This window comes from Actinocorallia longicatena (genome assembly GCF_039534125.1).
GTDB classification, from domain to species: Bacteria; Actinomycetota; Actinomycetes; order Streptosporangiales; family Streptosporangiaceae; genus Actinocorallia; species Actinocorallia longicatena.
On record NZ_BAAAUV010000015.1, the window covers coordinates 68,223 to 91,287 of the forward strand.

At 71.0% G+C, this 23,065-nt stretch carries 22 protein-coding genes; 15 read left to right on the forward strand and 7 right to left on the reverse strand.

The window, feature by feature from the left end; all coding sequences use genetic code 11:
- Positions 1–44: 44 nt before the first annotated feature.
- The 5 genes from ABD785_RS26600 to ABD785_RS26620 all read left to right on the forward strand — a co-directional run bounded on the left by ABD785_RS26600 (position 45) and on the right by ABD785_RS26620 (position 4,865).
- Positions 45–809 (forward strand): tetratricopeptide repeat protein, encoded by a 765-nt coding sequence (locus ABD785_RS26600; RefSeq protein WP_344833418.1) that lies wholly within the window; start codon positions 45–47, stop codon positions 807–809.
- 82 nt (positions 810–891) lie between these two features.
- A complete protein-coding gene (locus tag ABD785_RS26605) occupies positions 892–1,125 on the forward strand; it encodes a DUF6458 family protein (protein ID WP_344833421.1) in 234 nt (77 codons plus the stop codon).
- 179 nt (positions 1,126–1,304) lie between these two features.
- A complete protein-coding gene (gene pdhA / locus ABD785_RS26610) occupies positions 1,305–2,423 on the forward strand; it encodes a pyruvate dehydrogenase (acetyl-transferring) E1 component subunit alpha (protein WP_425547820.1) in 1,119 nt (372 codons plus the stop codon).
- Positions 2,416–3,426, forward strand: coding sequence for an alpha-ketoacid dehydrogenase subunit beta (locus ABD785_RS26615; RefSeq protein ID WP_344833424.1), 1,011 nt, complete (start codon positions 2,416–2,418; stop codon positions 3,424–3,426). Before pdhA ends, ABD785_RS26615 begins: the two co-directional genes overlap by 8 nt.
- A complete protein-coding gene (locus ABD785_RS26620; RefSeq protein ID WP_344833427.1) occupies positions 3,420–4,865 on the forward strand; it encodes a dihydrolipoamide acetyltransferase family protein in 1,446 nt (481 codons plus the stop codon). The genes ABD785_RS26615 and ABD785_RS26620 overlap by 7 nt, the downstream gene beginning before the upstream one ends.
- A gap of 44 nt (positions 4,866–4,909) precedes the next feature.
- Here ABD785_RS26620 and ABD785_RS26625 read toward each other — a convergent pair whose 3' ends face one another.
- Positions 4,910–6,520 (reverse strand): hypothetical protein, encoded by a 1,611-nt coding sequence (locus ABD785_RS26625; protein WP_344833430.1) that lies wholly within the window; start codon positions 6,518–6,520, stop codon positions 4,910–4,912.
- Positions 6,521–6,643: 123 nt separating this feature from the next.
- Between ABD785_RS26625 and purS the strand changes: the two genes are divergently transcribed.
- The 5 genes from purS (at position 6,644) to ABD785_RS26650 (ending at position 11,078) form a co-directional block, all read left to right on the forward strand.
- Entirely contained in the window at positions 6,644–6,886 is a 243-nt protein-coding gene (gene purS, locus ABD785_RS26630) for a phosphoribosylformylglycinamidine synthase subunit PurS (RefSeq protein ID WP_344833431.1), read from the forward strand.
- 171 nt (positions 6,887–7,057) lie between these two features.
- Positions 7,058–7,489: an ATP-binding protein gene (locus ABD785_RS26635; RefSeq protein ID WP_344833433.1), complete on the forward strand. Its 432-nt coding sequence runs from the start codon at positions 7,058–7,060 to the stop codon at positions 7,487–7,489.
- 61 nt (positions 7,490–7,550) lie between these two features.
- Positions 7,551–8,225 carry a phosphoribosylformylglycinamidine synthase subunit PurQ gene (purQ, locus tag ABD785_RS26640; protein ID WP_344833436.1) on the forward strand — a complete coding sequence of 225 codons (675 nt, stop codon included), beginning with the start codon at positions 7,551–7,553 and terminating at the stop codon, positions 8,223–8,225.
- A complete protein-coding gene (gene purL / locus ABD785_RS26645; protein ID WP_344833439.1) occupies positions 8,222–10,465 on the forward strand; it encodes a phosphoribosylformylglycinamidine synthase subunit PurL in 2,244 nt (747 codons plus the stop codon). The genes purQ and purL overlap by 4 nt, the downstream gene beginning before the upstream one ends.
- Positions 10,466–10,547: 82 nt before the next feature.
- The gene (locus ABD785_RS26650) at positions 10,548–11,078 is read left to right on the forward strand and encodes a GNAT family N-acetyltransferase (RefSeq protein WP_344833440.1); all 531 of its coding nucleotides are present in this window, start codon (positions 10,548–10,550) and stop codon (positions 11,076–11,078) included.
- Between the two features lie 6 nt (positions 11,079–11,084).
- On the opposite strand, the gene ABD785_RS26655 is transcribed toward ABD785_RS26650, so the two are convergent.
- The 5 genes from ABD785_RS26655 to ABD785_RS26675 all read right to left on the reverse strand — a co-directional run bounded on the left by ABD785_RS26655 (position 11,085) and on the right by ABD785_RS26675 (position 17,759).
- Positions 11,085–12,239, reverse strand: coding sequence for a type III PLP-dependent enzyme (locus tag ABD785_RS26655; RefSeq protein ID WP_344833443.1), 1,155 nt, complete (start codon positions 12,237–12,239; stop codon positions 11,085–11,087).
- Between the two features lie 13 nt (positions 12,240–12,252).
- Positions 12,253–13,542 (reverse strand): alginate lyase family protein, encoded by a 1,290-nt coding sequence (locus ABD785_RS26660; protein WP_344833446.1) that lies wholly within the window; start codon positions 13,540–13,542, stop codon positions 12,253–12,255.
- A gap of 58 nt (positions 13,543–13,600) precedes the next feature.
- Complete coding sequence (locus ABD785_RS26665) at positions 13,601–14,503, reverse strand: coiled-coil domain-containing protein (RefSeq protein WP_344833449.1); 903 nt, start codon at positions 14,501–14,503, stop codon at positions 13,601–13,603.
- A gap of 53 nt (positions 14,504–14,556) precedes the next feature.
- A complete protein-coding gene (locus tag ABD785_RS26670; RefSeq protein ID WP_344833452.1) occupies positions 14,557–15,684 on the reverse strand; it encodes a S8 family peptidase in 1,128 nt (375 codons plus the stop codon).
- An 80-nt stretch (positions 15,685–15,764) separates the two neighbouring features.
- Complete coding sequence (locus ABD785_RS26675; RefSeq protein WP_344833455.1) at positions 15,765–17,759, reverse strand: serine/threonine protein kinase; 1,995 nt, start codon at positions 17,757–17,759, stop codon at positions 15,765–15,767.
- A gap of 74 nt (positions 17,760–17,833) precedes the next feature.
- On the opposite strand from ABD785_RS26675, the gene ABD785_RS26680 reads away from it, so the two are divergent.
- Both ABD785_RS26680 and ABD785_RS26685 read left to right on the forward strand, forming a co-directional pair.
- Positions 17,834–18,193, forward strand: coding sequence for a sterol carrier family protein (locus ABD785_RS26680; RefSeq protein WP_344833459.1), 360 nt, complete (start codon positions 17,834–17,836; stop codon positions 18,191–18,193).
- 66 nt (positions 18,194–18,259) lie between these two features.
- Positions 18,260–18,913, forward strand: a complete 654-nt coding sequence (locus ABD785_RS26685; protein WP_344833462.1) for a LamG domain-containing protein — start codon at positions 18,260–18,262, stop codon at positions 18,911–18,913.
- Here the strand turns inward: ABD785_RS26685 and ABD785_RS26690 are convergent.
- Complete coding sequence (locus tag ABD785_RS26690) at positions 18,891–19,247, reverse strand: hypothetical protein (RefSeq protein WP_344833464.1); 357 nt, start codon at positions 19,245–19,247, stop codon at positions 18,891–18,893. The two genes, ABD785_RS26685 and ABD785_RS26690, sit on opposite strands and share 23 nt — an antisense overlap.
- Before the next feature lie 94 nt (positions 19,248–19,341).
- Between ABD785_RS26690 and purF the strand changes: the two genes are divergently transcribed.
- The 3 genes from purF (at position 19,342) to ABD785_RS26705 (ending at position 23,065) form a co-directional block, all read left to right on the forward strand.
- Positions 19,342–20,790 (forward strand): amidophosphoribosyltransferase, encoded by a 1,449-nt coding sequence (purF, locus tag ABD785_RS26695; protein ID WP_344833467.1) that lies wholly within the window; start codon positions 19,342–19,344, stop codon positions 20,788–20,790.
- Positions 20,791–21,819 (forward strand): phosphoribosylformylglycinamidine cyclo-ligase, encoded by a 1,029-nt coding sequence (gene purM / locus ABD785_RS26700; RefSeq protein ID WP_344833695.1) that lies wholly within the window; start codon positions 20,791–20,793, stop codon positions 21,817–21,819. It begins immediately after the preceding gene.
- 217 nt (positions 21,820–22,036) lie between these two features.
- Positions 22,037–23,065, forward strand: coding sequence for an NAD(P)H-dependent flavin oxidoreductase (locus tag ABD785_RS26705; RefSeq protein WP_344833470.1), 1,029 nt, complete (start codon positions 22,037–22,039; stop codon positions 23,063–23,065).

Below are 23,065 nucleotides of genomic sequence, written 5' to 3' on the forward strand. Positions count from 1 at the left end.
TTTTGGGCCTGTTCGAAAGCCGATCTTGGACGTTGATTGGAGTCATGCGAACCGTCGTCCTGCTGCGCGACCGTGCCCTGCGGCACGAGGAGGCGGGCCGCATGGACAAGGCGATCCGGGTGTACCGGCGGCTCAGCGCCCACGCCGCGCGGAGCCTGCCCGCGGGGGATCCGCTCCTGCTGGACTGCCGCGACCGGCTCGGCCGCGGCTATCTGCGCGCCGGACGCCTCGCCGAGGCCGCCCGTGTCTTCGAGCGGACGATCTCCGAGACGCCCGCCGATCCCGCCGCCCGGCTCGGCCTCGCGGCCGTCAGGGCCGCCCAGGGCCGCGGAGAGGAGGCGGCCGACCTCGCGGAGGAGGCCTTCGCGGAGCTGGAGACACCGGGGCTCGGCGCGATGCTCGTCCGGGTCGAGGCGCACCGGGCGGCCGGAGATCTGGACCGGGCCCTGAACCTCGCCGAGCTGGCCCTGTCCGAGCAGCGGGCGCGGGCGGGCGAGACCGATTCCGGCACCTGGACGGCCCGCGCCGCGCTGGCCCGCGTCCGGCTGGCCCGCAAGGAGGCGGGACGGGCGGCGAGGGAGCTCGCGCCCGTCTGGTCGTCCTGGCAGCGCGACCGCAGGCTGCGCACCCATCCCGACGCCCTGAGCTGCGGCAACGATCTGGCCGAGATCTATCTGGCCCTGGGCAGGGACGCCGACGCCGACGCCCTGCTGCGGCGCGTCCTGTCCCTGGCCGGACGCCGCTACAGCGTGGGCCATCCCGAAATCGTCCGGGCCAGGGAGAGCCTGTCCCGTATCTCACCTCAATGAGAGTGATCAAGGCCTGGTGCGGGGACCACACCGGCGCTTTACTGGGGGTGACGCATCCATGGCCGGCTGAGGAGTGAACGCTTTGGGCTTCGGGATCAGCATCTTCACCATCACCCTGGGGGCGATCCTCAAGTTCGCCATCCATGCGGACACCGATCCCGTGGACATCAACCTGATCGGCGTCATCCTCATGATCGTCGGAGGCGCCTCGTTCGTCCTCCAGATGGTCTTCGCCAAGCAGCTCAACGAGGGCGCCCCGCGCTCCAACGGCAATGGTCAGGGCTTCCCCGGCCGCATCAACCGCGACGACGACTAACGGTCTTCGCGCCGGGTAGATCTTCCTTCACCTGCGTGGCGCTCATCGAGTGATTTGTGCCACTATGGGCGCAATTAGACCCTCTGGCATCCGTCGTGACCCGACGGGGTAGGGGTGTCTCATCCGCAGACCGCGGTTTCACGGTGACCCCGTGAGTGCGGCCAGAGGAAGGAGACGGTGTGACCATTGACGTTCACTCCGTGCAGGACGCAGAACTGGTCCAGCTGCTGACCCCCGAAGGGGAACGGCTGGAACACCCGGACTATCCGCTGAGCCTGTCCGACCAGCAGATCCGCGAGCTCTACCGCGATCTCGTGGTCGTCAGGGCGCTGGACCGCGAGGCGGTCGCGCTCACCCGCCAGGGCGAACTGGGGCTCTGGCCCTCCCTGCTGGGCCAGGAGGCCGCGCAGGTCGGCTCGGGCCGCGCCATGGGCGCCCACGACATGGTCTTCCCGACCTACCGGGAGCACGGCGTCGCCTTCTGCCGCGGCCTGCCGTTCCTGGAGATCCTGAAGATGTTCCGGGGCGTGAACCACGGGTCCTGGGACCCGAAGGAGTTCGGCTTCCACCTGTACACGATCGTGATCGGGTCGCAGGCGCTGCACGCCACCGGCTACGCGATGGGCATCCAGCGCGACGGCTTCCAGGAGAACGGCATCGGCGACGCCGCGATCGCCTACTTCGGCGACGGCGCCACCTCGCAGGGCGACGTCAACGAGGCGTTCGTCTGGGCCGCGGTCTACAACGCGCCGGTCGTCTTCTTCTGCCAGAACAACCAGTGGGCGATCTCCGAGCCGCTGGAGCGGCAGACGAAGATCCCGCTGTACCGGCGGGCCCAGGGCTTCGGCTTCCCGGGCATCCGGGTCGACGGCAACGACGTCCTGGCGACCCTGGCCGTCACCCGGCGGGCGCTCGACCTCGCCCGCACCGGCCAGGGCCCGACGCTCATCGAGGCCTTCACCTACCGGATGGGCGCCCACACCACCACGGACGACCCGACCCGCTACCGGCACTCCGACGAGCTGGAGGCCTGGAAGCTCAAGGACCCGATCGCCCGCGTGAAGGCCTACCTGTCCCGCTCCGGGCTGGCCGTCGCCGACTTCTTCGACGAGGTCGACGCCGAGGCCAAGGCCGCCTCCCGGACCCTCCGCGAGGCCTGCCTGGCGCTGCCCGACCCCGCGGTCTCCGCGATGTTCGAGCACGTCTACCGCGCCCCGCACCAGCAGCTCGACGAGGAGCAGGCCGCCTACGAGGCCTACCTCGCCGGCTTCGAGACCACGGCAGGTTCCGGTGACTGAACTCCTCTCCGACGACGTCCAGGGGCAGAGCGCGCAGACCCTGACGCTCGCCAAGGCGCTCAACGCGGGCATGCGCCGCGCCCTCGCCGACGACCCGCAGGTCGTCATCATGGGCGAGGACGTCGGCAAGCTCGGCGGCGTCTTCCGCGTCACCGACGGCCTCCAGAAGGAGTTCGGCGAGGACCGGGTGATCGACACCCCGCTCGCCGAGTCCGCGATCATCGGCACCGCGATCGGCATGGCCCTGCGCGGCTACCGCCCGATCTGCGAGATCCAGTTCGACGGCTTCGTCTTCCCGGCCGCCGACCAGATCATCACCCAGCTCGCCAAGATGCCCGCGCGCTCGCAGGGCGGCATCGAGATGCCCGTCGTGATCCGCATCCCGTGCGGCGGCGGCATCGGCGCGGTCGAGCACCACAGCGAGTCGCCCGAGGCCTACTTCACCCACACCGCTGGGCTGCGGGTCGTGGCCTGCTCCAACCCGGTGGACGCCTACTGGATGATCCAGCAGGCCGTGGAGTGCCCCGATCCGGTGATCTTCTTCGAGCCGAAGCGCCGCTACTGGGACAAGGCCGCGATCGACCTGTCCGGTTCGGCCCCGGTGCCGTTCGACAAGGCCGTCGTGGTCCGTCCCGGCACCGACGCGACCCTCCTGGCCTACGGCCCGATGGTCAAGACCTGCCTGGAGGCGGCCGAGGCCGACGAGAGCCACTCCCTCGAGGTCATCGACCTGCGCACCCTCTCGCCCCTCGACACCGAGACGATCTTCGAGTCGGTGAACAGGACCGGCCGCTGCGTGATCGTCCACGAGGCGCCGGTCTTCGGCGGGCTCGGCGGGGAGATCGCGGCCCGGGTCACCGAGGCGTGCTTCTACCGGCTGGAGGCCCCGGTGCTGCGCGTCGGCGGGTTCGCCACGCCCTACCCGCCGTCCCGGCTGGAAGACCACTACCTGCCCGACCTGGACCGGGTCCTCGACGCGGTGGATCGGACGTTCGCATGGTGAAGCACTTCAGGCTCCCCGACGTCGGCGAGGGCCTGACCGAGGCCGACATCGTCAAGTGGCACGTCGCGGTCGGTGACACGGTCGAGATCAACCAGACCATCGTCGAGATCGAGACGGCCAAGGCGATCGTCGAGCTGCCCTGCCCGTTCGAGGGCGTCGTCACCGAGATCCTGGTGGCCGAGGGCGACACCGTCGACGTCGGCACCCCGATCATCGGCGTCGCCGAGGAGGGCGCGGAGCCCGTCGCGGAGTATCCCGCCCCCGGCGCCCCGGTCGAGGAGCTGGCCCCCTCTCCCGCCGCCGACCCCGGCACCCACATCGCCCCCACGACCGGCCCCGACGTTCCCGAGGAGCCCGGCGGCGGCGCCGCGAAGCGGACTCCGGTGCTGGTCGGCTACGGGGTCAAGCCGGGCGCTACCAAGCGGCGTGCCCGCAAGGACTCCACCCGCCCGGTGACCGCCGTGCCCGCCTCGACCCGTCCCGCGGTCTCCGGCGGGCAGGCTCCGGTCAAGCAGGCTCCGGTCAGGCAGGCCCCCGAGCGGCGGGGCGCGCAGGCGCTGGCCAAGCCGCCGGTCCGCAAGCTGGCCAGGGACCTGGGCGTCGATCTGGCCGCCGTCACGGGCACGGGCCCGGCGGGGTCGATCACCCGGGAGGACGTCCGCGCCTTCGCGGTGCCGGTCGTTCCCGGCTCCCCCGCGGCGACGGCGCCGGGGGTTCCGGTGACGGTGGCGGTGACGGTGGCGGCGCCGGGCGAACGCGAGACGCGGATCCCGGTGAAGGGGGTCCGCAAGGCGACGGCCGGAGCCATGGTCGCCTCGGCCTTCTCCGCGCCGCACGTCACGGAGTTCCTCCAGGTCGACGTGACGGCCACGATGAAGGCCGTCGAGCGGCTGCGCGCGTATCCCGAGTTCGAGGGCCTCAAGGTCAGCCCGCTCGTGCTCGTGGCCAGGGCGCTCCTGCTCGCGGTGCGGCGTCATCCGATGATCAACGCCTCCTGGGCGGACCAGGAGATCGTCCAGAAGAACTACGTCAACCTCGGCATCGCCGTGGCGGCCCCGCGCGGCCTGATCGTCCCCAACATCAAGGACGCCCAGGACCTGACGCTCCCGGGCCTGGCGGAGGGCATCGCGACCCTGGCGAGGACCGCCCGCGAGGGGAGGTCGACCCCGCAGGACCTGTCCCAGGGCACGATCACGATCACCAACGTCGGCGTGTTCGGGATCGACGCGGGCACCCCGATCCTCACCCCCGGCGAGGTCGCCATCCTGGCGTTCGGCCAGATCCGTGACCTGCCCTGGGTCCACAAGGGCAAGGTCAGGCCGAGGAAGGTCACCACCCTGTCGCTCTCCTTCGACCACCGTGTCGTCGACGGGGAGCTCGGCTCGGCCGTCCTCCGCGACGTCGGCGCGATGCTCCAGGACCCGCTGCGCATGCTCTGACCGTCACCGGGCCGCGGGGGATCCTCCCGCGCGGCCCGGGGCCCTCACTCGCGCGAGAGGGCCCGCGTGGCGCCCGCGGCGACGGTGAGGCCGAGCAGGAGGCCGCCGGCGACGAGGATGTTGGCGACGACCTGGTAGACGCCGTCGGGGGAGAACTCGATCTCCTGGCCCAGGGAGCCGATCGGCAGGAGCAGGTCGAGGGTGTAGAAGAAGGCGTTGAAGTGCGGCTTGTGGCCGTCGTCGAGGATCTCCGGCGGGTGCAGGGCGAAGACGACGGTGCCGACGGCCTGGAGGAAGATCAGCCAGGCGGCGGCGCGGAACGGCCGGTAGCCGTAGCCGACCAGGCCGTCCTGGAGGTAGCCGACCCCCTTGCGGAGCAGGGTCTGGGTGGAGCGCCGGTCGCGCTGCTTGGCCAGCAGGATGCTGCGGCCGTCGGCGTCCATGCCGATGGTGCGGTACGTGGCGGCGAGCCGCTCGTAGGGCTGGGGGATGTAGCCGTCCTTGTCGCGGCGGACCCAGGCCAGGCGCTCCTTAGCGGTGAGCGGCGGCTCCAGCGACTCGTAGGCCAGGCCGTCGAGCTGGAAGGTCTTCGCCCAGGTCGCCGGGTCGTCGCGGAGTAGGTTGATCTTGGCGTAGGAGAAGTCGACGAGGCCGTCGACGGGGGTCTCCGGCCGGAGCAGGAGTTCCTCCGCGGTGATCCGCTGGATGCTCAGGGCCGTCCCGGACGGGTTGACGAGCCGGGCGCCCTTGAAGCTCAGCTGGCCGCCGATCCTGGCGCCGTTGAAGCGTGCCTCGCCGGTGCAGGTGAAACCCTCGGAGCAGTAGACGTCGGTGTCGACCGTCAGGTCGTCGGCGTTCAGGGCCAGGCCGCCGTGGGTGAGCTTGGCCCCGACGAACGACAGGTAGCCGCCGATCTGGCCGCCGCGCAGCCGGACCTCTCCGTCGGCGGTGAAGCCCCCGTCGCAGAACACGTTCGAGGCCACGTTGAGCCGTGAGGCGTACAGGGCGGGGCCGCCGGGGTTGCGGAGCCGGGCGTTGCGGAAGATCAGCTGTCCGCCGATCTGGGCGCCCGGCAGGCGCACCTCTCCGTCGGTGGTGAAGCCGTCGTTGCAGTAGACGTTGGCGTCGACCTGGAGGCGGTCGCCGAGCAGGGCGTCGGCGCCGGGGTTGGAGAGCTGGACCTGGCTGAGGTTGAGGATGCCGCTGATGTGCGCGCCGTCGAGGACGAGACCGCCGCTGATCACCGAGCCCTCCAGCCAGAGATGGCCCTCGATCCGCGCGCCCGAGGCGACCAGCCCGGGCAGCCGGCAGCGGATGAGCTGGACCGAGGTGAGCTGCGCCCAGTACAGGTGAGGGGGCTCCTCGAAGACGCACTCCGTCAGCGCCAGCGGCACCGACACCTGGGCGTGCCCGAGGTTGAGGGAGTCGGTGATGTGGGCGCCGGTCAGCCGGACCGCGGCGACCTGTCCCGGCTCCGGCTCGCGGGCGCCGGCCAGCAGCGCGACCAGCACCTCCGCCCTGACCCTGCGGTTCGGGCCCCACGCGGTGTCCTGGGTGGTCTGGTCGTGGCCGTTGCCGGCGAGATCGACGAGTTCGCCGGAGGGGAAGGCGTCCCAGACGCGACGTTCTGCGGGGGTGAGGTCGGCGACGTTCAAGGGGCTCGGCTCCTGGGGGGTTGACCTGCGAAGCAACGCCGGTGCCGTACGCTTCGGTGCGTAAAAGACTAAATCAGTGATCAAGCCCGGGGGTAAGTCCCCTGGATCGAGGGGGAACCCGAAGTGGCGCGTGTGGTCGTCGACGTCATGCTGAAGCCGGAGATCCTGGACCCGCAGGGGCAGGCGATCGTCCGCAAGCTTCCGCAGCTCGGCTTCGAGGGTGTGACCGCGGTCCGCCAGGGCAAGCGGTTCGAGATCGAGGTGGACGGTCCCGCGGACGAGGCCGCCCTCGAGAAAGCACGCAAGATCGCCGAAACTCTTCTCGCCAACACGGTGATCGAGTCATTCGAGGTACACGCCGAATAAACAGGGCGGGAACGCCCTGTGAATTGGCCCGTTCCAAGCGATGGGGAATCCAAAGAGTAGGCGAGCTCACGATTACGCCAGAGGCCGCGGGGAAGTGTTAACTTCGTCCGAGTTTTACGATCGGCGGCCGGATCCACGCAGGATCCGGAGCCATGAGGTGGCCTGGTGGACATGAAGTTCTCGCTGACGTTGCCCCGTGAGGCCCTGAGCGTCCCGGTCATCCGCCGGGTCCTCGGAGACGCTTTGCGCGGACTCGGCGTTTCCGAGGATTGCATTGGTGACATTCTCGTCGCGGCCTCCGAGGCGTGCACGAATGTCGTCCGGCATTCGACGACCACCGAATACGAGGTCGTCGGCCGCATTGACGACGAGACCTGCTCGTTGAAAGTCACCGACCACGGCACCGGTTTCCGGCGGCCGCGTCCGATGGAGGACCTCGCCGAGTCCGGCCGCGGGATGGGCATCATGCGCGCCCTCGTCGACGACCTGACCCTGACCGCGACCCCCCACGGGGTGAGCGTCGAGCTGTGCAAACGGCTGACCTGGCACGACGAGGCGCTCATGCGCCGCCTCGAATCCGAACTGGTACACAGCGCCCGGTAAGTTAGACGCGAGACGGTGTGTTCCTAAGAGCGGACCGCCGAGGATCGCTAATGGAGCGCCGATGGCCCGGGTGGGCGTCATCACTTTTCCTGGTTCCCTTGACGATCGCGACGCCGCCCGTGCGGTGAAGCTCGCCGGCGCGGAGCCGGTGGCCCTGTGGCACGCGGACACCGACCTGCGGGGGGTCGACGCCGTGGTTCTTCCCGGCGGATTCTCCTACGGCGACTACCTGCGTGCCGGCGCGATCGCCCGCTTCGCCCCGCTGATGGGCGAGCTGATCCCGGCCGCGGAGGCCGGACTCCCGGTGCTGGGCATCTGCAACGGCTTCCAGGTGCTGGCCGAGTCGCACCTGCTGCCCGGCGCGCTGATGCCGAACGCGGCCGGTCACTTCGTCTGCCGCGACCAGCGGCTGCGCATCGAGAACGCCACGACCCTGTGGACCTCGGACTACGAGGCGGGCCAGGAGATCGTCATCCCGCTGAAGAACGCGGACGGCCGGTTCACCGCGTCCGAGGAGACCCTCGCCGAGCTCGAGTCGTCCGGGCGGATCATCGCCCGCTACATGGACGTCAACCCGAACGGGTCCATGAACGACATCGCGGGGATCACCAACGAGGCCGGGAACGTCGTCGGCCTCATGCCTCACCCCGAGCACGCCGTCGAGTCCCTCACGGGCCCGACCACGGACGGGCTGGGCTTCTTCACCTCGATCATCAAGGGTCTTGTGAGCGCATGAGCACCGACAACGTAGAACTCGCGAAGCAGACGCCCGACCATCCCCAGCCCTACAAGGAACTGGGGATGAACGACGAGGAGTACGGCCGCGTCCGCGACATCCTCCGCCGCCGTCCCACGGCCTCCGAGCTGGCCATCTACTCGGTCATGTGGTCGGAGCACTGCTCCTACAAGTCGTCCAAGGTGCATCTGCGCCAGTTCGGCGACAAGGCGCCCCAGACCGAGGCGCTGCTGGTCGGCATGGGCGAGAACGCCGGTGTGGTCGACGTCGGGCAGGGCTGGGCGGTGACCTTCAAGGTCGAGTCGCACAACCACCCGTCCTACGTGGAGCCCTACCAGGGCGCCGCGACCGGTGTCGGCGGGATCGTCCGCGACATCATCTCGATGGGCGCGCGGCCGGTGGCCGTCATGGACTCCCTGCGCTTCGGCCCGGCCGACGCCCCCGACACCAAGCGGGTGCTGCCCGGCGTGGTCGCGGGCGTGGGCGGCTACGGCAACTCCCTCGGCCTGCCGAACATCGGCGGCGAGACGGTCTTCGACCCCTGCTACCTCGACAATCCGCTGGTGAACGCGCTGTGCATCGGCGTGATGAAGCACGAGGACATCCATCTGGCGACCGCGTCCGGCGCGGGCAACCAGGTGATCCTCTACGGCTCCTACACCGGCCCCGACGGCATCGGCGGCGCCTCGGTGCTCGCCTCGGCCACCTTCGACGAGGAGTCGCAGGCCAAGCGGCCCGCCGTCCAGGTCGGCGACCCGTTCACCGAGAAGCTGCTGATCGAGTGCTCGCTGGAGCTCTTCCACAGCGATCTCGTCGTCGGCATCCAGGACCTCGGCGCCGCCGGGGTCTCCTGCGCGACGACCGAGCTGGCGGCCTCCGGCACCGGCGGCATGGACGTCAAGCTGGACCTCGTCCCGCTCCGCGACCCGACGATGAGCCCTGAGGAGATCCTCATGAGCGAGTCGCAGGAGCGGATGATGGCGGTCGTGACGCCCGAGAACGTCGAGGCGTTCCTGGCCGTCTGCGCCAAGTGGGAGGTGCCCGCCACCGTCATCGGCGAGGTCACCGACTCCGGCCGCCTGGTCATGACCTGGCACGGGGAGGTCATCGTCGACCTGCCGCCGCGGACCGCCGCCCACGACGGCCCGGTCTACCAGCGTCCCATCGCGATCCCCGAGGACCAGGCCTCGCTCCAGGCCGACGCCCCCACCCGGCTCGCCCGCCCGTCCAACCGCGACGAGCTCCGCAAGACGGTCCTGTGGATGATCGGCTCGCCGAACCTGGCGTCCAAGGAGTGGGTGACCTCCCGGTACGACCGTTACGTCCTGGGCAACACCGTGCTCGCCCAGCCCGAGAACGCGGGCCTCATCCGCCTCGACGACGAGACCGGCCTCGGCGTCGCGCTCTCCCTCGACGGCAACGGCCGCTACACCAGGCTCGACCCGTACGCGGGCGCCCAGCTCGGCCTGTCGGAGGCCTACCGGAACGTCGCGGCGACCGGTGCGCAGCCGCTGGCCGTCACGAACTGCCTGAACTTCGGCTCGCCGGAGGACCCGGGCGTCATGTGGCAGTTCGCCGAGGCCACCCGCGGCCTCGCTGACGCCTGCCTGGCGCTGGGCATCCCGGTCACCGGCGGCAACGTCAGCTTCTACAACCAGACCGGCACGACCCCGATCAACCCGACCCCGGTGATCGGCGTCCTGGGAGTCCACCAGGACGTCCGCCGCCGCAACGCGATGGCCTTCGCCGCCGAGGGGCACAAGGTCGTCCTGCTGGGGGCGACCCACGAGGAGTTCGGCGGCTCGGAGTGGGCGCACGTCATGTACGGCCACCTGGGCGGCCTTCCGCCGCGCGTCGATCTCCAGGCCGAGGCCGCCCTCGGCTCGGTCCTGATCACCGCGGCGCACGAGACGCTCCTGTCGGGCGCGCACGACCTCTCCGACGGCGGGCTCAACCAGGCCCTCGTCGAGGCGTCGCTGCGCGGCGGCCTGGGCGTGCGGGTCGCGCTGGGCGAGGACCCGTTCACGTACCTGTTCTCCGAGTCGGTCGCCCGCGCGGTCGTGGCCGTCCGGCCCGAGGCCGAAGCGCGCTTCGTGGACATCTGCGAGCAGGCCGGAGTGCCCTACACCACGATCGGCATGACGGGCGGCGACTCCTACGCGGTCGACGGCCAGTTCAGCATCCCGCTGCACGAGCTCCGCGAGGCGCACACCGCGACCCTCCCGGGGATCGTCGGCTGATCTTCGCTCGTAGCAAAAGGGCCCACGGCGACGTGGGCCCTTTCCGTTTGGACGTTGTCCATCTGATCCGTCACGATGAAGCATGAGTGTCCCCGAAACGATTGACCTGGGTGATTTCACCCTTCGCCGCTGGACCGCCGATCGCGCGGAGGCCCTCCACGAGGCCGTCAGGGACTCCTTCCCGTCACTGCACCCGTGGATGCCCTGGGCGGCGGCGCCCGCGACGATCGCGGACCAGGTGGAGTACCTGACGGCCGTGGAGAAGTCCTGGGAGGCCGGTGAGGCCCACAACTACGCGATCCTCGACGGCGAACGGGTGATCGGCTCGATCGGGCTGATGAACCGGGTGGGCCCGGGGGCCACGGAGATCGGCTACTGGCTCCGCACCGGCGCCACCGGCCGCGGGGTCGTCACCAGGGCCGTGACGGCCCTCATCGCGGTCGCCCGCGCCGACCTGGCCGTCGCCCGGGTCGAGATCCACTGCGACGAGCTGAACCTCCGCAGCGCGGCCGTCCCGCAGCGCCTGGGCTTCACCCTCGCCCGCACCGACACCGTCACCCCCGAGGCTCCCTCCGAGACCGGCCGCCTCCAGATCTGGACCCTGGAGTCCTAGCAGGTCTCAGGACAGGTAGTGGACGGCCGGTTCGGGATGCATCAGGAAGCCGTGGTGGGAGATGTTCCAGGCGTAGGCGCCGGCCATCTGGAAGACGACGAGGTCGCCGGCGGCGAGGGCCTCGACGGGGCGGTTCCGGGCGAAGACGTCCTTGGGGGTGCAGAGCTGGCCGACGAGGGTCACGGAGGTGCGGGCGAGGGAGGGCACCCCCGCCGCGTGCCGGGGAATCACCTCGAACGGCTGGTCGTGGCCCTTGGCGACCGGCGTGCGGAGGTGGTGGGTGCCGCCGCGCAGGATCGCGTGGTCCTCGCCGTGGGCGCGCTTCACGTCGAGGACGTCCGTCACGTACCAGCCGTAGTGGACGCTGAGGGCCCGGCCGGGCTCGATCCGCAGGGTCTCGCCGGGCCCGGCCAGGGCCGCGATCGCGGCGCCGTACCCGGGCCAGTCGAAGCGGGCGGCCGGGTCGCCGTAGTCGACGCCCATCCCGCCGCCGAGGTTGTACTCGGGGCGGGCGACCCCGGCGGCGGCCAGCCACGGCCGCGCCCAGGCGAGGATCTCCCGCTGCTGCCGCACGATCGCCTCGGCCCGGAGCCCCGACGCGAGATGGGCGTGGATCCCGCGCAGCCGCAGGTGGGGTGCTCCGGCGAGGACGCCGAGGCAGTCGCCGATCAGCTCCGGGTCCATCCCGAACGGCCCGGCCATCGCCAGCGCGGCGCCCCGGCGCTCGGCGGCGAGGTTGACGCGCAGGAGGAGGTCGGCCTCGCGTCCCTCCCCGGCCGCGAGACCGGCCAGCCGCCGCAGCTCGTACGGGCTCTCGACATGGATCCGCTCGACCCCCAGGGCCAGGGCGGCACGCAGCTCCCCGTCGGTCTTGCCGGGTCCGCCGAACGCGATCCGCGCGTCCGGCAGGACCCCGCGGACGTGTGCGAGCTCCCCGCCGGAGGCCACCTCGATCCCGTGGACATGGGGCGCGACGGCCCGCAGGATCCCGGCGTCGGGATTGGCCTTGGCGGCGTAGAAGAGCTCGGGCCCGCCCGGCGCGGCGAGCGCCCGGCGGACCCCGGCGACGTGTTCACCGAGCGCCGCCAGGTCGTACACGTAGGCGGGCAGCCCCTCCGGGGGGAGCCCGCCTACGAGCTCCCGGACCGACGGCGTGGTCATGCCCGCCGCCCGGTCAGGGAGTGGCCCAGACGAGGGTGTCCCAGGCGACGAACTCGTGCGGGGTGCCCGGACGCTGCTTCTTGATCAGCTTGCGCGTGTAGGGCAGGTTGACCTGCTTGTGGTAGGCCGTGTAGCCGATCTCGAGGCCGCCGGGCAGCATCTTGTCGGCGAGCTTGCCGCCGCAGAGCGTCGCGGGCGGGGCCTGGAGGGAGTACTTGGCGTGGAACTCCATCGACGCGGTCAGGCGCCGCTTGAGCTCGGGGAACAGGTTGACGCCCTGGATGTGGGCGGTCGTCGCCGTCTCGATGGTGGCGTCGATGCCGTAGGTCGGGTGCTTCATGTCGCGGCACGTCTCCTGGGTCTGGCCCTCGAAGTAGTGCGCGGCGACGGACGGCGGGCACTCGCCGGGCCCGCCCTTGCCGGGGGCCGTCACCAGGTCCTCGGGGGCGACCTCGGGGCACTGGTACCAGTACCGGTTGACGCCCCAGACGCCGTCGACCGGCTCGCGCGGGGTGTCGCCGTCGCTGTTCAGGTAGAAGTAGGCCGGGACGCGGTCGCGCAGCAGCTTGATGGCCTTGTCGAACGTCTTGTGATCGTCGAGGTAGACGGCCATCTCGATGGTGGCGTCGGCCGAGGCGAGGTCCCAGTTGCCGTTCATGCCCTTCTGCGTGCCGTTGACGACCAGCGGCAGGTAGGCCTTGCGGAGCATGGTGCCGAAGCGGCCCGCCTGCTTCCACTTCTTGCCCTTGGGCATCGAGTAGCGGACGATCTCGGCGGCCTTCGCGAAGTTGATCCCGGCCCACGCCGCCTCGAGCGGGGCGTCGGCCTTGAGGTCGTTGCCCGGGTCGCCGGTGTGCTTCTTGACCGTGCGCGAGTAGGCGTCCATGATCCGGCCGGCGGCGTACAGGTACTTCTTGTTCTTGCTGATGTACCAGACGAGGGCGTCGGCGTAGGCGGCGAGCGAGTCCGCGCGCTCGTTGGCGCAGCCCGCGTTCGGCATGGGCTTGGTGCCGGGGTAGCAGACGACGTTGGCGTACGGGTGCGGCTTGCGGGCCGGGTCGGCCAGCTTGTCCTTGCGCAGCGCCGCGTAGGCCGACTTGTACGGCTCCTTCTTGATGTTCTTGCGGACCTTGTCGAGCTGGGCCCGGCTGACGAGCACGCCGGGATGCTTGAAGTGACCGGTCGCCTTGGCGGCGATGTGCTTGGCGTGACCGGCCCGCGGAACGACCACGACGGCCGTCACGGCGAGGAGGACGAGCAGCACGCCGCCGATCCCGGTACTGAGTGCGGATCGCTTGTTCAAGGGGAGTCCCTGGGTCACTGGGGGTCTGGGGTCACTGGGGTCTGGGGTCCGGTGAGAACTAGAACACCGAGATGTGCACGTGGTCGTAGTGGTTCTGGGTGATGCTGCCGCGGTCGCTCATCACCTTGTTGCTGCCGCTCTGGGCGTCGTAGTACCGCTGGCGCCAGATGACGTACTTGATCCCGTACTTGCTCGCGTTCGCGAGCGCCCACTTGAGGACGTCGTTGCCGTGCGCGATGTGGTCGGCGGTCGGCATCCGTCCGCCGGTCGACTCCATGAAGTCGCAGGCGCGGCCGCTGCCGTGGTCCTGGGGGTCGCCGGGACGCAGGCAGCCGATCATCAGGAACGGGCCCTTGGCGGCGATCAGGGCGTCGCGCATGGAGACCAGCCGCGGCGTCAGGCTGGAGTTGCCGATGATCGGGGACGGCTGGAACTTCTCGATCAGCTTCTTGATCTCGGCCTTGCGGGACTTCATGTCGTTGACGGCGCGCTGGAGCTTGTTGAGCTTGTAGGTGGCGTCCTTGGCGGCCTTGACCTGGAGGTTCACGACGGCCTGGATCTGCCCGACCCGGGCGGACTCGTTGTTCTGCATCCACTGGGCGAGGCCCGCGTTCTGCAGCGCCACGGCCGGGTCGCCGGTCTGCAGGACCGACATCGACGGGTCGAGCCCCTGGTTCATGTACCGGCCGGCGGCCAGCCTGCTGACGACGCTCTGGGACTTGCCGAGCTCCTCCTTCAGGTCGTCCTTGCGCTGGACGGCCTTCTGGGCGGAGTCCTTGAGGTCCTCGAGGTCGGCGAGGTCGCCGCCGAGCTCCTTGTCGAGGGCCGCGAGCTCCTTGGTGAGCGCGGCCAGCTTGGCCTTGTCGGTCGGCTTGCTGACGACGGCGCTCGACGACGGCGCGGCCAGGAGCACGGCACTGGCGGCGGCCGCGATGGCCAGCGGCACCCTGCGCTTCATCATGCTCCTTTCATCCGAACCCGGGGGACAATCTAGCCCCAATGGTCACGCCTCGGTCACAGACGCCCGGAATAGAGCAGACGATTGTGAGATCCGCGGGGAAGCTTCTTCAGCTTCTTCGTGGTCGCCTGCTTGTGGAGCCACTGGGACAGTTTGCCGGAAGTCGTCGGCCCATGGGTCGACTTGTAGAGGGCCGCCACGCCCGCCACGAACGGCGAGGCCATCGAGGTACCGCTGTAGACGCCGACCGACGCGTGGGGAAGGTCGGACGTGATGTTCTTGCCGGGGGCGTAGAGATCGACGCAGCGACCGTGGTTGGAGAAGCCCGCGACCCTGTCGGAGGACGTGCTCGCGCCGACCGTCTCGACCGCGGAGGCGCCGGCCGGGGAGGTCTTGCAGGCGTCGCGGTGGTCGTTGCCCGCCGCGACCACGACGAAGACCCCGGAGTTCGACAGGCGTGTCACCGCCCTGTTGAGTGCCTTGGACTTCGGGCCGCCGAGCGACAGGTTGACCACCGCGTTGGCCTTGTGGTGCTTGCGCACCCAGGTGAGAGCGGCGATGACCTTGGAGTAGGCGCCGCCGCCCTTCTTGTCGAGGACCCGGACGGCGTGCAGCTTCACGCCCTTGGCGACGCCGTACCTGGTGCCGCCGACGATGCCCGCGACATGGGTGCCGTGGCCGTTGGGGTCGCCCTTGCGGCCGTCTCTGACGGAGTCGTAGACGAGGTCGGCGCGGCCGCGCAGGTCGGGATGGGCGAGGTCGATCCCGGTGTCGATCACGTAGACGTTGGCCCTGGCGCCGGTGTTCCGGTAGGTGTAGCCGTGGGAGCGCCCGCCCTTGCGCTGGTCGATCCGGTCGAGGCCCCACGGCGGCCTGCTCTGCGACACGGTGATCTTCGCGATCTGGTCCTGCTCGATCGCCGTGACCGACGGGTCGCGCCTGAGCCTGCTCACCTGGCTCGGGGAGAGCCGGGCGGCGAAGGCGCCGTCGAGGTCCTGGAGGGCCGCGTAGGCGCGGGCCTTGGCGCGTGAGGCCGCGTCGGTCCTCATCGTCACGATGTACTGCCCCTCGATCCCTCCACCCTCCGCGTAGGCGATCGGCGCGAGGACCACCTGGACCGGGACGACCAAGGCCGCCGTCACGGCGGCGGCGGTCAGGGCGGCCAGGAGGGGACGGCGGGGCAAGACGGGCTCCTCGGGGGACGGCGAAGGGGGCCACCCGAGGATATGTAACGATTTAACCGTAATTGACGTTTATGTTGGCTCTAACGGCTGAGGGTCGCCTCGTAGTGCCGTGTTCCGTTGACCCACGCGTAGGTCAGGCTGCCGCCCTTGTCGGTGACCGTCACCTTGCCGGGGGTGCAGCGGCCCGAGGTGATCTTGAGGGCCATCTCGACGGACTTGCCCGCGCCGCCCGTCTTGGTGAGCTCGGCGGTGCAGGGGCCCGCACTGATCTTGGCTGTGGCCTTTCCGGCGTCGGCGAAGGTGACCTCGACCCGGAACTTCGCGCCGTCCTGGTTGACGGCGGTCCCGCTCCAGGTGCCGCTGAAGACGTCCGCGGCGGGCGCGGCCGAAGGGGTCTTCGCCTCCGGCTTCTCGCCGCCGCCGAGGCCGCCGAGCATCGTGATCACGAGGATCCCGCCCAGCACTCCCACGGTCAGGGCCGCGAGACCCTTGATCACTCGCTTGTCGCGCAGCTTCGAGCGGAGGGCGTCCTGGAAGCCCGCCGTCCGTCCCGCGGGGGCGGCCGGGCGCGGCTCCTCCGGGGGGCGCTCCCAGACGGCCGTCCGGTTCTCGAATCCGGGCGCGGGCGACGGCGCGGGCGGCAGGTAGGGCCCCGAGAACGGGTCGATCCCGCCCGAAGAGGCGCTCGGGCCGTCGCCCGCGGTCTCCGTCGGAGGGCGGTAGGGGTCGGCGAACGCGTCCGCCGCCACCTCGGACGGCGCCCGGTGGGCCTCGGCCGGAAGCGGCGCGGCGAACAGGTCCGCGTCCGGACCCGGCGGCGCCGCGAACGGCTCGGGGCTCACGAACGGCTCGGGGCTCACGAACGGCTCCGGGCTCACGAACGGTTCGGGGCTCACGGGAGGGGCGGCGAACGGGGCCGGGAGGGGCGGGGCGCCGAAGGGCTCGGGGGCGGCGGGGGCGGAGTGGTCCGGGTTGGCCAGGGGCGGCGCGCCGAACGGCTCGTGCGCCGCGGGGGCGCCGCCGAAGGGATCGGCTCCGGTGAGGGCGCCGAACGGGTCGGGGCTCGGGGCCGTGCTCAGGACCGGAGGGGCGTCGAGGCTGGTGGCGAGCGGGTCGCCGATGAGGGGGGCGAAGGAGCCGGAGGTGCTGCGCGGCTCGGTGCCCAGCAGGGTGTGGGCCTCGGTGAGCTGGTCGGCGGGGAGCGGGAGGCCGTTGCGCAGGAGGGTGCCCAGCAGCGCTTCGGCGGTGGGCCGGCGGGACGGGTCGCGGCCCAGCGACATGATCACGAGCTCGCGGAGGGAGTCGGGGACGCGGTCCAGGTCCGGGCCCGAGCGCTGGATGCGATCGCTGATCGCGGCAGCGGTGTCGTCGCCGAACGGAGGACGGCCCGAGGAGACCGTCGCGATGATCGCCGCCCACGACCAGATGTCGGCGGCGGAAGTGGCGATGCCGCCCGTGAGCTGCTCGGGCGCGAGGTAGGTGGGCAGGCCCGCGTCGACGGGGACGCCCGCGGCGGCCAGGGCCTGGGCCACGGCCACGTCGATCAGCTTCGGGCCGTCCGGCGCGAGCAGGACGTTCGACGGGCGCAGCTCGCCGTGGGTGATCCCGGCGCGGTGCAGGGCGGCGAGGCCGAGGGCGAGGCCGACCGCGAGCCGCTCGACCGTCACCTGGTCGCCGCGGCCCGTGGCCGTGATCATCTCCTGGAGGGACGGCCCGGTGACGAGCTCGGTCACCACGTAGGGCCAGTCACCGGCCACGTCGGCGCCGAGGAAGCGGGCGAACCGCGACCCCTCGGCCCGCTGGACGTCCTGGAGCGTCCGGCGGAACTCGGCCCGGGCGGCGCCGTCCCCGCTCAGCCGCGTGTGCAGAAGCTTGACGGCCACGCCGGACGGCTTGTAGCCGGGCGCGTCGCGGCCCAGGCTCTGCGCGGACCCGTCGTCGGAGGGCGTCAGGCCGCCCGGCAGGGCCACGCCCTGGAAGACGACGCCGCGGCGTCCCTCGCCGAGACGGCCGACCAGGGTGTGGTCGCCGAGCCGGCCGGGGTCCCCTGGCTGCAGCGGCACAACGTCAGACAAACCGTTCACCTCGAAAGATCGCAAGTAACCGGGACATTCTGCCTGTAGCCGACCCCGCATGTAACGTCTCTGGCATGAAATCCGACGCGAGGACGGGCGGGGAGGCGCTGGCGGCGACCCTGGCGGCCTACGAGGCTGATGAGCCTCCCGGCCGTTCACTAGAGAAAGCGGCGGTCAAGCACGTTCTGTCACTCTTGGGCGATCGGGCTCCCGGAAAAGCGGTGGAAGTCCGGATTCCGCCGCACGCCGCGATCCAGTGCGTCGAGGGCACCACGCACACCCGCGGCACACCGCCGAACGTCGTCGAGACCGATGCCAGGACCCTCCTCGGGCTGGCCACCGGCGCGCTCTCCTGGCCCGAGACCGTCAGGGACGGCCGGGTCCGCGCGACCGGCACCCGCGCCGATCTCAGCGCCTATCTCCCCCTCGTCTGATCCGCTGTTCGCGGCACCCGGTAACTGGGCCTTGCGCCCTGGACGTACCGGGAGGAACGTGACGGCATGCTCGCCGCACACTGGACGTTCGAGGACGACACGATCCAGCAGTCGGGCCGGCAACGGCAGGCTCTGGACGTCACGGGGACGGGACTGCGGGCGGCCCTCGACTCGGGCGTGGGGGTCGTCCCGGGGCGGGTGGGGCGCGCCCTCAGCTTCCACGGCTCCGACCGGGCGGTGATCCCCGCCGCACCGCAGCTCGCCCTGAGCCAGCTCTTCGGCTTCAGCGTCGCGTTCTTCCTGCGCCTGGCCGAGGAGCCGACGGGCCAGTGGCGCGGTGTCTTCTACAAGCCGGTCGGCCCGCACGACGCCCGCGGCATGGGCTCGTGGATCTACCCCGACGAGCAGCGGCTGCGGTTCCAGCTCTTCACCGTCAAGGGCGGGGCGGAGTACGCCGACACCCAGACCCTGATGCGGGCGGGCGCCTGGACCCATGTCGCGATGGTCGTCGATCCGGACGAGATTTATCTCTATCTCGACGGCAAGCTCGATATGGCCGTCCGGCTAGATCATCCGGTGGTCACCCCGGCCGGTCCGATCTATCTGGGCTGTGATCCGACGGGGCTGGGCTTCGTGGGACAGGTCGCCGATCTCCGGGTCTACGCGACCGCCCTGACGAGCGAGTCGATCACCGAGCTCAGCCGGCAGGATGCGCCTTGAGCAGCGGGAACTTGGCCTCCATGCAGGTGGACCTGTCGATCTCCTGGGCGTAGCCGCGGCAGTCGACGGCCTGGCGTCCGAACCACACGAGCGCGCCCGCCGCGATCGCGAGGGCCAGGACCGAAAGGGCAATTCCGGCAAATGCAAAGATTCTGCCCTGCCCCTTGATGACGGCCATCACCCCGACGGCGATCCCGACCGCGGCCACCAGCATCCCCAGGCCGCACATCCAGAAGGTCAGAAGCCCGATGACACCCAGCGTGAGGGCGGTCATGCCGAGCCCGCGCGGTTCGGGCGGGGCCTCGATCCTCGTGCGGTAGCCGGGCAGTGTCATGTCCCAAGGGTTCCCCCTGCCCCACAGGTCACGCGCGTTCCCACGGCAAGGGTCGCTTAAAAACCATCTGTTCGCAGCCCCTAAACTGGACACCGTGCCGCCCTACGCCGATGGACGCCTGAGCCACGAGCTCGATCCCTCCGACAAAGGCCCGCAGGACGCCTGTGGCGTCTTCGGTGTCTGGGTCCCCCCAGACGCCGCCGCGACCGCCGAAGTATCCAAACTCGCCTATTACGGTCTCTACGCACTCCAGCACCGCGGCCAGGAATCGGCCGGAATCGCGGTGTCCGATGGAGCGCGGATCGTGGTCTTCAAGGACATGGGCCTCGTCGCCCAGGTCTTCGACGAGTCCGTGCTCAGCACCCTGCGCGGACACATCGCCATCGGCCACTGCCGGTACTCCACCACCGGCTCGCCGACCTGGGAGAACGCCCAGCCGACCTTCCGTTCCACCGACGACGGCTCCCTGGCCCTCGCCCACAACGGCAACCTGATCAACACGCCCGAACTCGCCGCCAAGCTGGAGGCCGGGCAGCTCCTGGCCACGACCGACACCGAGGTCCTCACCGCCCTGCTGGCCACCCGGCCCGGCGGTCCCCTCGCCGCCGCGCACGAGATCCTTCCCGTGACGCGCGGAGCGTTCTCGCTGGTCTTCATGGACGAGCGGACCCTGTACGCCGCCCGTGACCCCGAGGGCATCCGGCCCCTGGTGCTCGGACGCCTGGAGCGCGGTTGGGCCGTGGCCTCGGAGACGGCCGGGCTCGACATCGTCGGCGCCCAGTTCGTCCGGGAGATCGAACCCGGCGAGATCATCGCGATCGACGCCGACGGCATCCGCTCCGAGCGGTTCGCCGACGCCCGCCCCAAGGGCTGCGTCTTCGAGTACGTGTACGTGGCGCGTCCCGACACGACCATCGCCGGACGCTCGGTCCAGGCGACGCGCGTCGAGGTCGGGCGGCTGCTGGCCAGGGAGCACCCCGTCGAGGCCGACATGGTGATCCCCACGCCGGAGTCGGGCACGCCCGCGGCGATCGGCTACGCCGAGGAGTCCGGAATCCCCTACGGGCAGGGGTTCGTGAAGAACTCCTACGTCGGGCGGACCTTCATCCAGCCGTCGCAGACGATCCGGCAGCTCGGAATCCGGCTGAAGCTGAACCCGCTGCGCGAGGCCGTCGAGGGCAAGCGCCTGGTCGTCGTCGACGACTCGATCGTGCGCGGCAACACCCAGCGCGCCATCGTCAAGATGCTGCGCGAGGCGGGGGCGACCGAGGTCCACATCCGGATCTCCAGCCCGCCGGTCCAGTGGCCGTGCTTCTACGGCATCGACTTCGCCACCCGCGCCGAGCTGATCGCCGGGAACCTGTCGGTCGAGGAGGTCCGCCAGTCGCTGGGGGCCGACTCGCTCGGCTACGTCTCCCTCGACGGCCTGGTCCAGGCCACCGAGCAGCAGAAGGACCGGCTCTGCCGGGCCTGCTTCGACGGCGTCTACCCGATCCCCGTCGAAGAGTCCGCTCGCGGCAAGCACGTTCTGGAAGGTGTCTAGATCTTGAGCACGTACGAAGCGGCCGGCGTCGACATCGCCGCCGGTGAGCTCGCCGTCGAGCTGATGAAGTCCCGTGTGGTCCGCAGCCGCCGTCCCGAATGCGTGGACGACGCCAGCGGCTTCGCCGGCCTCTTCGACGTCTCCGCCCTCCTGAAGTACCGCCGTCCGCTCCTCGCGACCTCGACCGACGGCGTCGGCACCAAGGTCGATCTGGCCCGCCGTCTCGGGATCTACGACACGATCGGCCACGACCTCGTCGGCATGGTCGTCGACGACCTCGCGGTCTGCGGCGCCGAGCCCCTGTTCATGACCGACTACATCGCCTGCGGCAAGGTCGTCCCCGAGCGCATCGCCGACATCGTCGGCGGCATCGCCGACGCCTGCGTCCTGGCGGGCACCGCCCTGGTCGGCGGCGAGACGGCCGAGCACCCCGGCCTGCTGGAGCCCGACGAGTTCGACGTGGCGGGAGCCGCGACGGGCGTCGTCGAGGCGGACGAGCTCCTCGGCCCCGACCGCGTCCGCCCCGGCGACGTGGTGATCGCGCTGGCCAGCTCCGGCATCCACAGCAACGGCTACTCCCTGGTCCGCCACATCCTGCGGGAGTCGACCCTCACCCTCGACGACACGATCGCCGAGCTGGGCCGCACGGTCGGCGAGGAACTCCTCACCCCGACCCGCATCTACGCCCTGGACTGCCTGGCCCTGAAGAACACCTCGACCGTCCACGCCTTCTCCCACATCACCGGCGGCGGCCTGGCCGCGAACCTGGCCCGCTCGCTCCCCTCCACGGTCGACGCGGTCCTCAACCGCGCCTCCTGGACCGTCCCCCCGATCTTCCAGCTCCTCCAGCGCTACGGCCAGGTCGCCCAGGCCGACCTCGACAAGACCTTCAACCTGGGCGTAGGCATGGCCGCCATCGTCCCCCCCGAAGCCGCCGACCCCATCCTCGAGATCGCCGCCACCCGCGGCCTCCCCGCCTGGATCCTCGGCGAGATCATCCCGGGCACGGGCAAGGCCACCTTCGCCTGACCTGTCCTAGGCGCACTGACCACTCCTACGGCGGCACCGCGCAGGACGCGAGCCTGCTCCCGGTCCACGTCCACCGCCGCCACGAGTACGCCTTCACGCTCCACAAGCGCTTCCGACCCCTGCCCGGCGCGCGGTTTTTCCGACACGGCCGTATCGAGATCGGGCGGTGGGCGGACCGTGGATGATGGGGGATCGACGCGATGAGGAGGGGCTGGTCATGGGTTCTCTGATGGCTCGGTGGGGGATGTCGCTGCCGGTCCTGGCGGCGCCGATGGCCGGCGGGACGAGCACGCCCGCGATGGTCGTCGCGGCGGGGCGGGCCGGCGGACTGGGGTTCCTGGCCGCGGGATACCGGAGCGCGGAGGGGATCGCCGGGCAGATCCGGGAGGTGCGGGCCCAGGGCGTGGTGTTCGGGGTCAACGTGTTCGCGCCGAATCCGGTCCCGGTCGACCAGGACGCCTACCGGCGCTACGCGGAGGCGCTGCGCGGGGACGCCGGAAGACTCGGGGCCGTCCTTCCGGAGGCGCCCGTCGAGGACGACGATTTCTGGGCGGAGAAGGTCGAGCTGCTGCTGTCGGACCCGGTGCCGCTGGTGTCGTTCACGTTCGGGCTGCCCGCCGCGGGGCTGGTGAAGGAGCTGCGGGCCGCCGGGACCTCGGTGCTGCAGACCGTCACGAACGCGGACGAGGCGCGTGCCGCGGCGGAGCTGGGGGTGGACGGGCTGATCGTCCAGGCCTCGGCCGCGGGCGGGCATTCGGGCACCCTCACCCCGGAACGCGCCGTCGCGGACGTCCCGCTGCCCGAGCTTGTCGCCCGGATCCGGCACGCGGCCGATCTGCCGGTCATCGCCGCCGGGGGGCTCGCCACCTCGGCCCAGATCGCCGAGGTGCTGCACGCGGGGGCGCAGGCCGCCATGGTCGGGACGGTCCTGCTCCGCGCCGACGAGAGCGGGGCCTCCGCCCCCTACCGCCAGGCGATCGCGAACTCCGAGCACGACACCACCGTGATCACCCGCGCCTTCACCGGACGTCCCGCCCGGGGCCTCCGCAACCGCTTCATCGACCGTTACGAGCCGCTGGCCCCCGCCGGGTACCCGGCGATCCACCATCTCACCAGCCCGCTCCGCAAGGCCGCGGCCGCTGCCGCCGAGACCGGTCTCCTCCATCTCTGGGCGGGCACCGGCCACCGTCACACCCGCCCGGAACCGGCCGCCGAGATCCTCACCCGCCTGGCCCGCGCCCTCTGA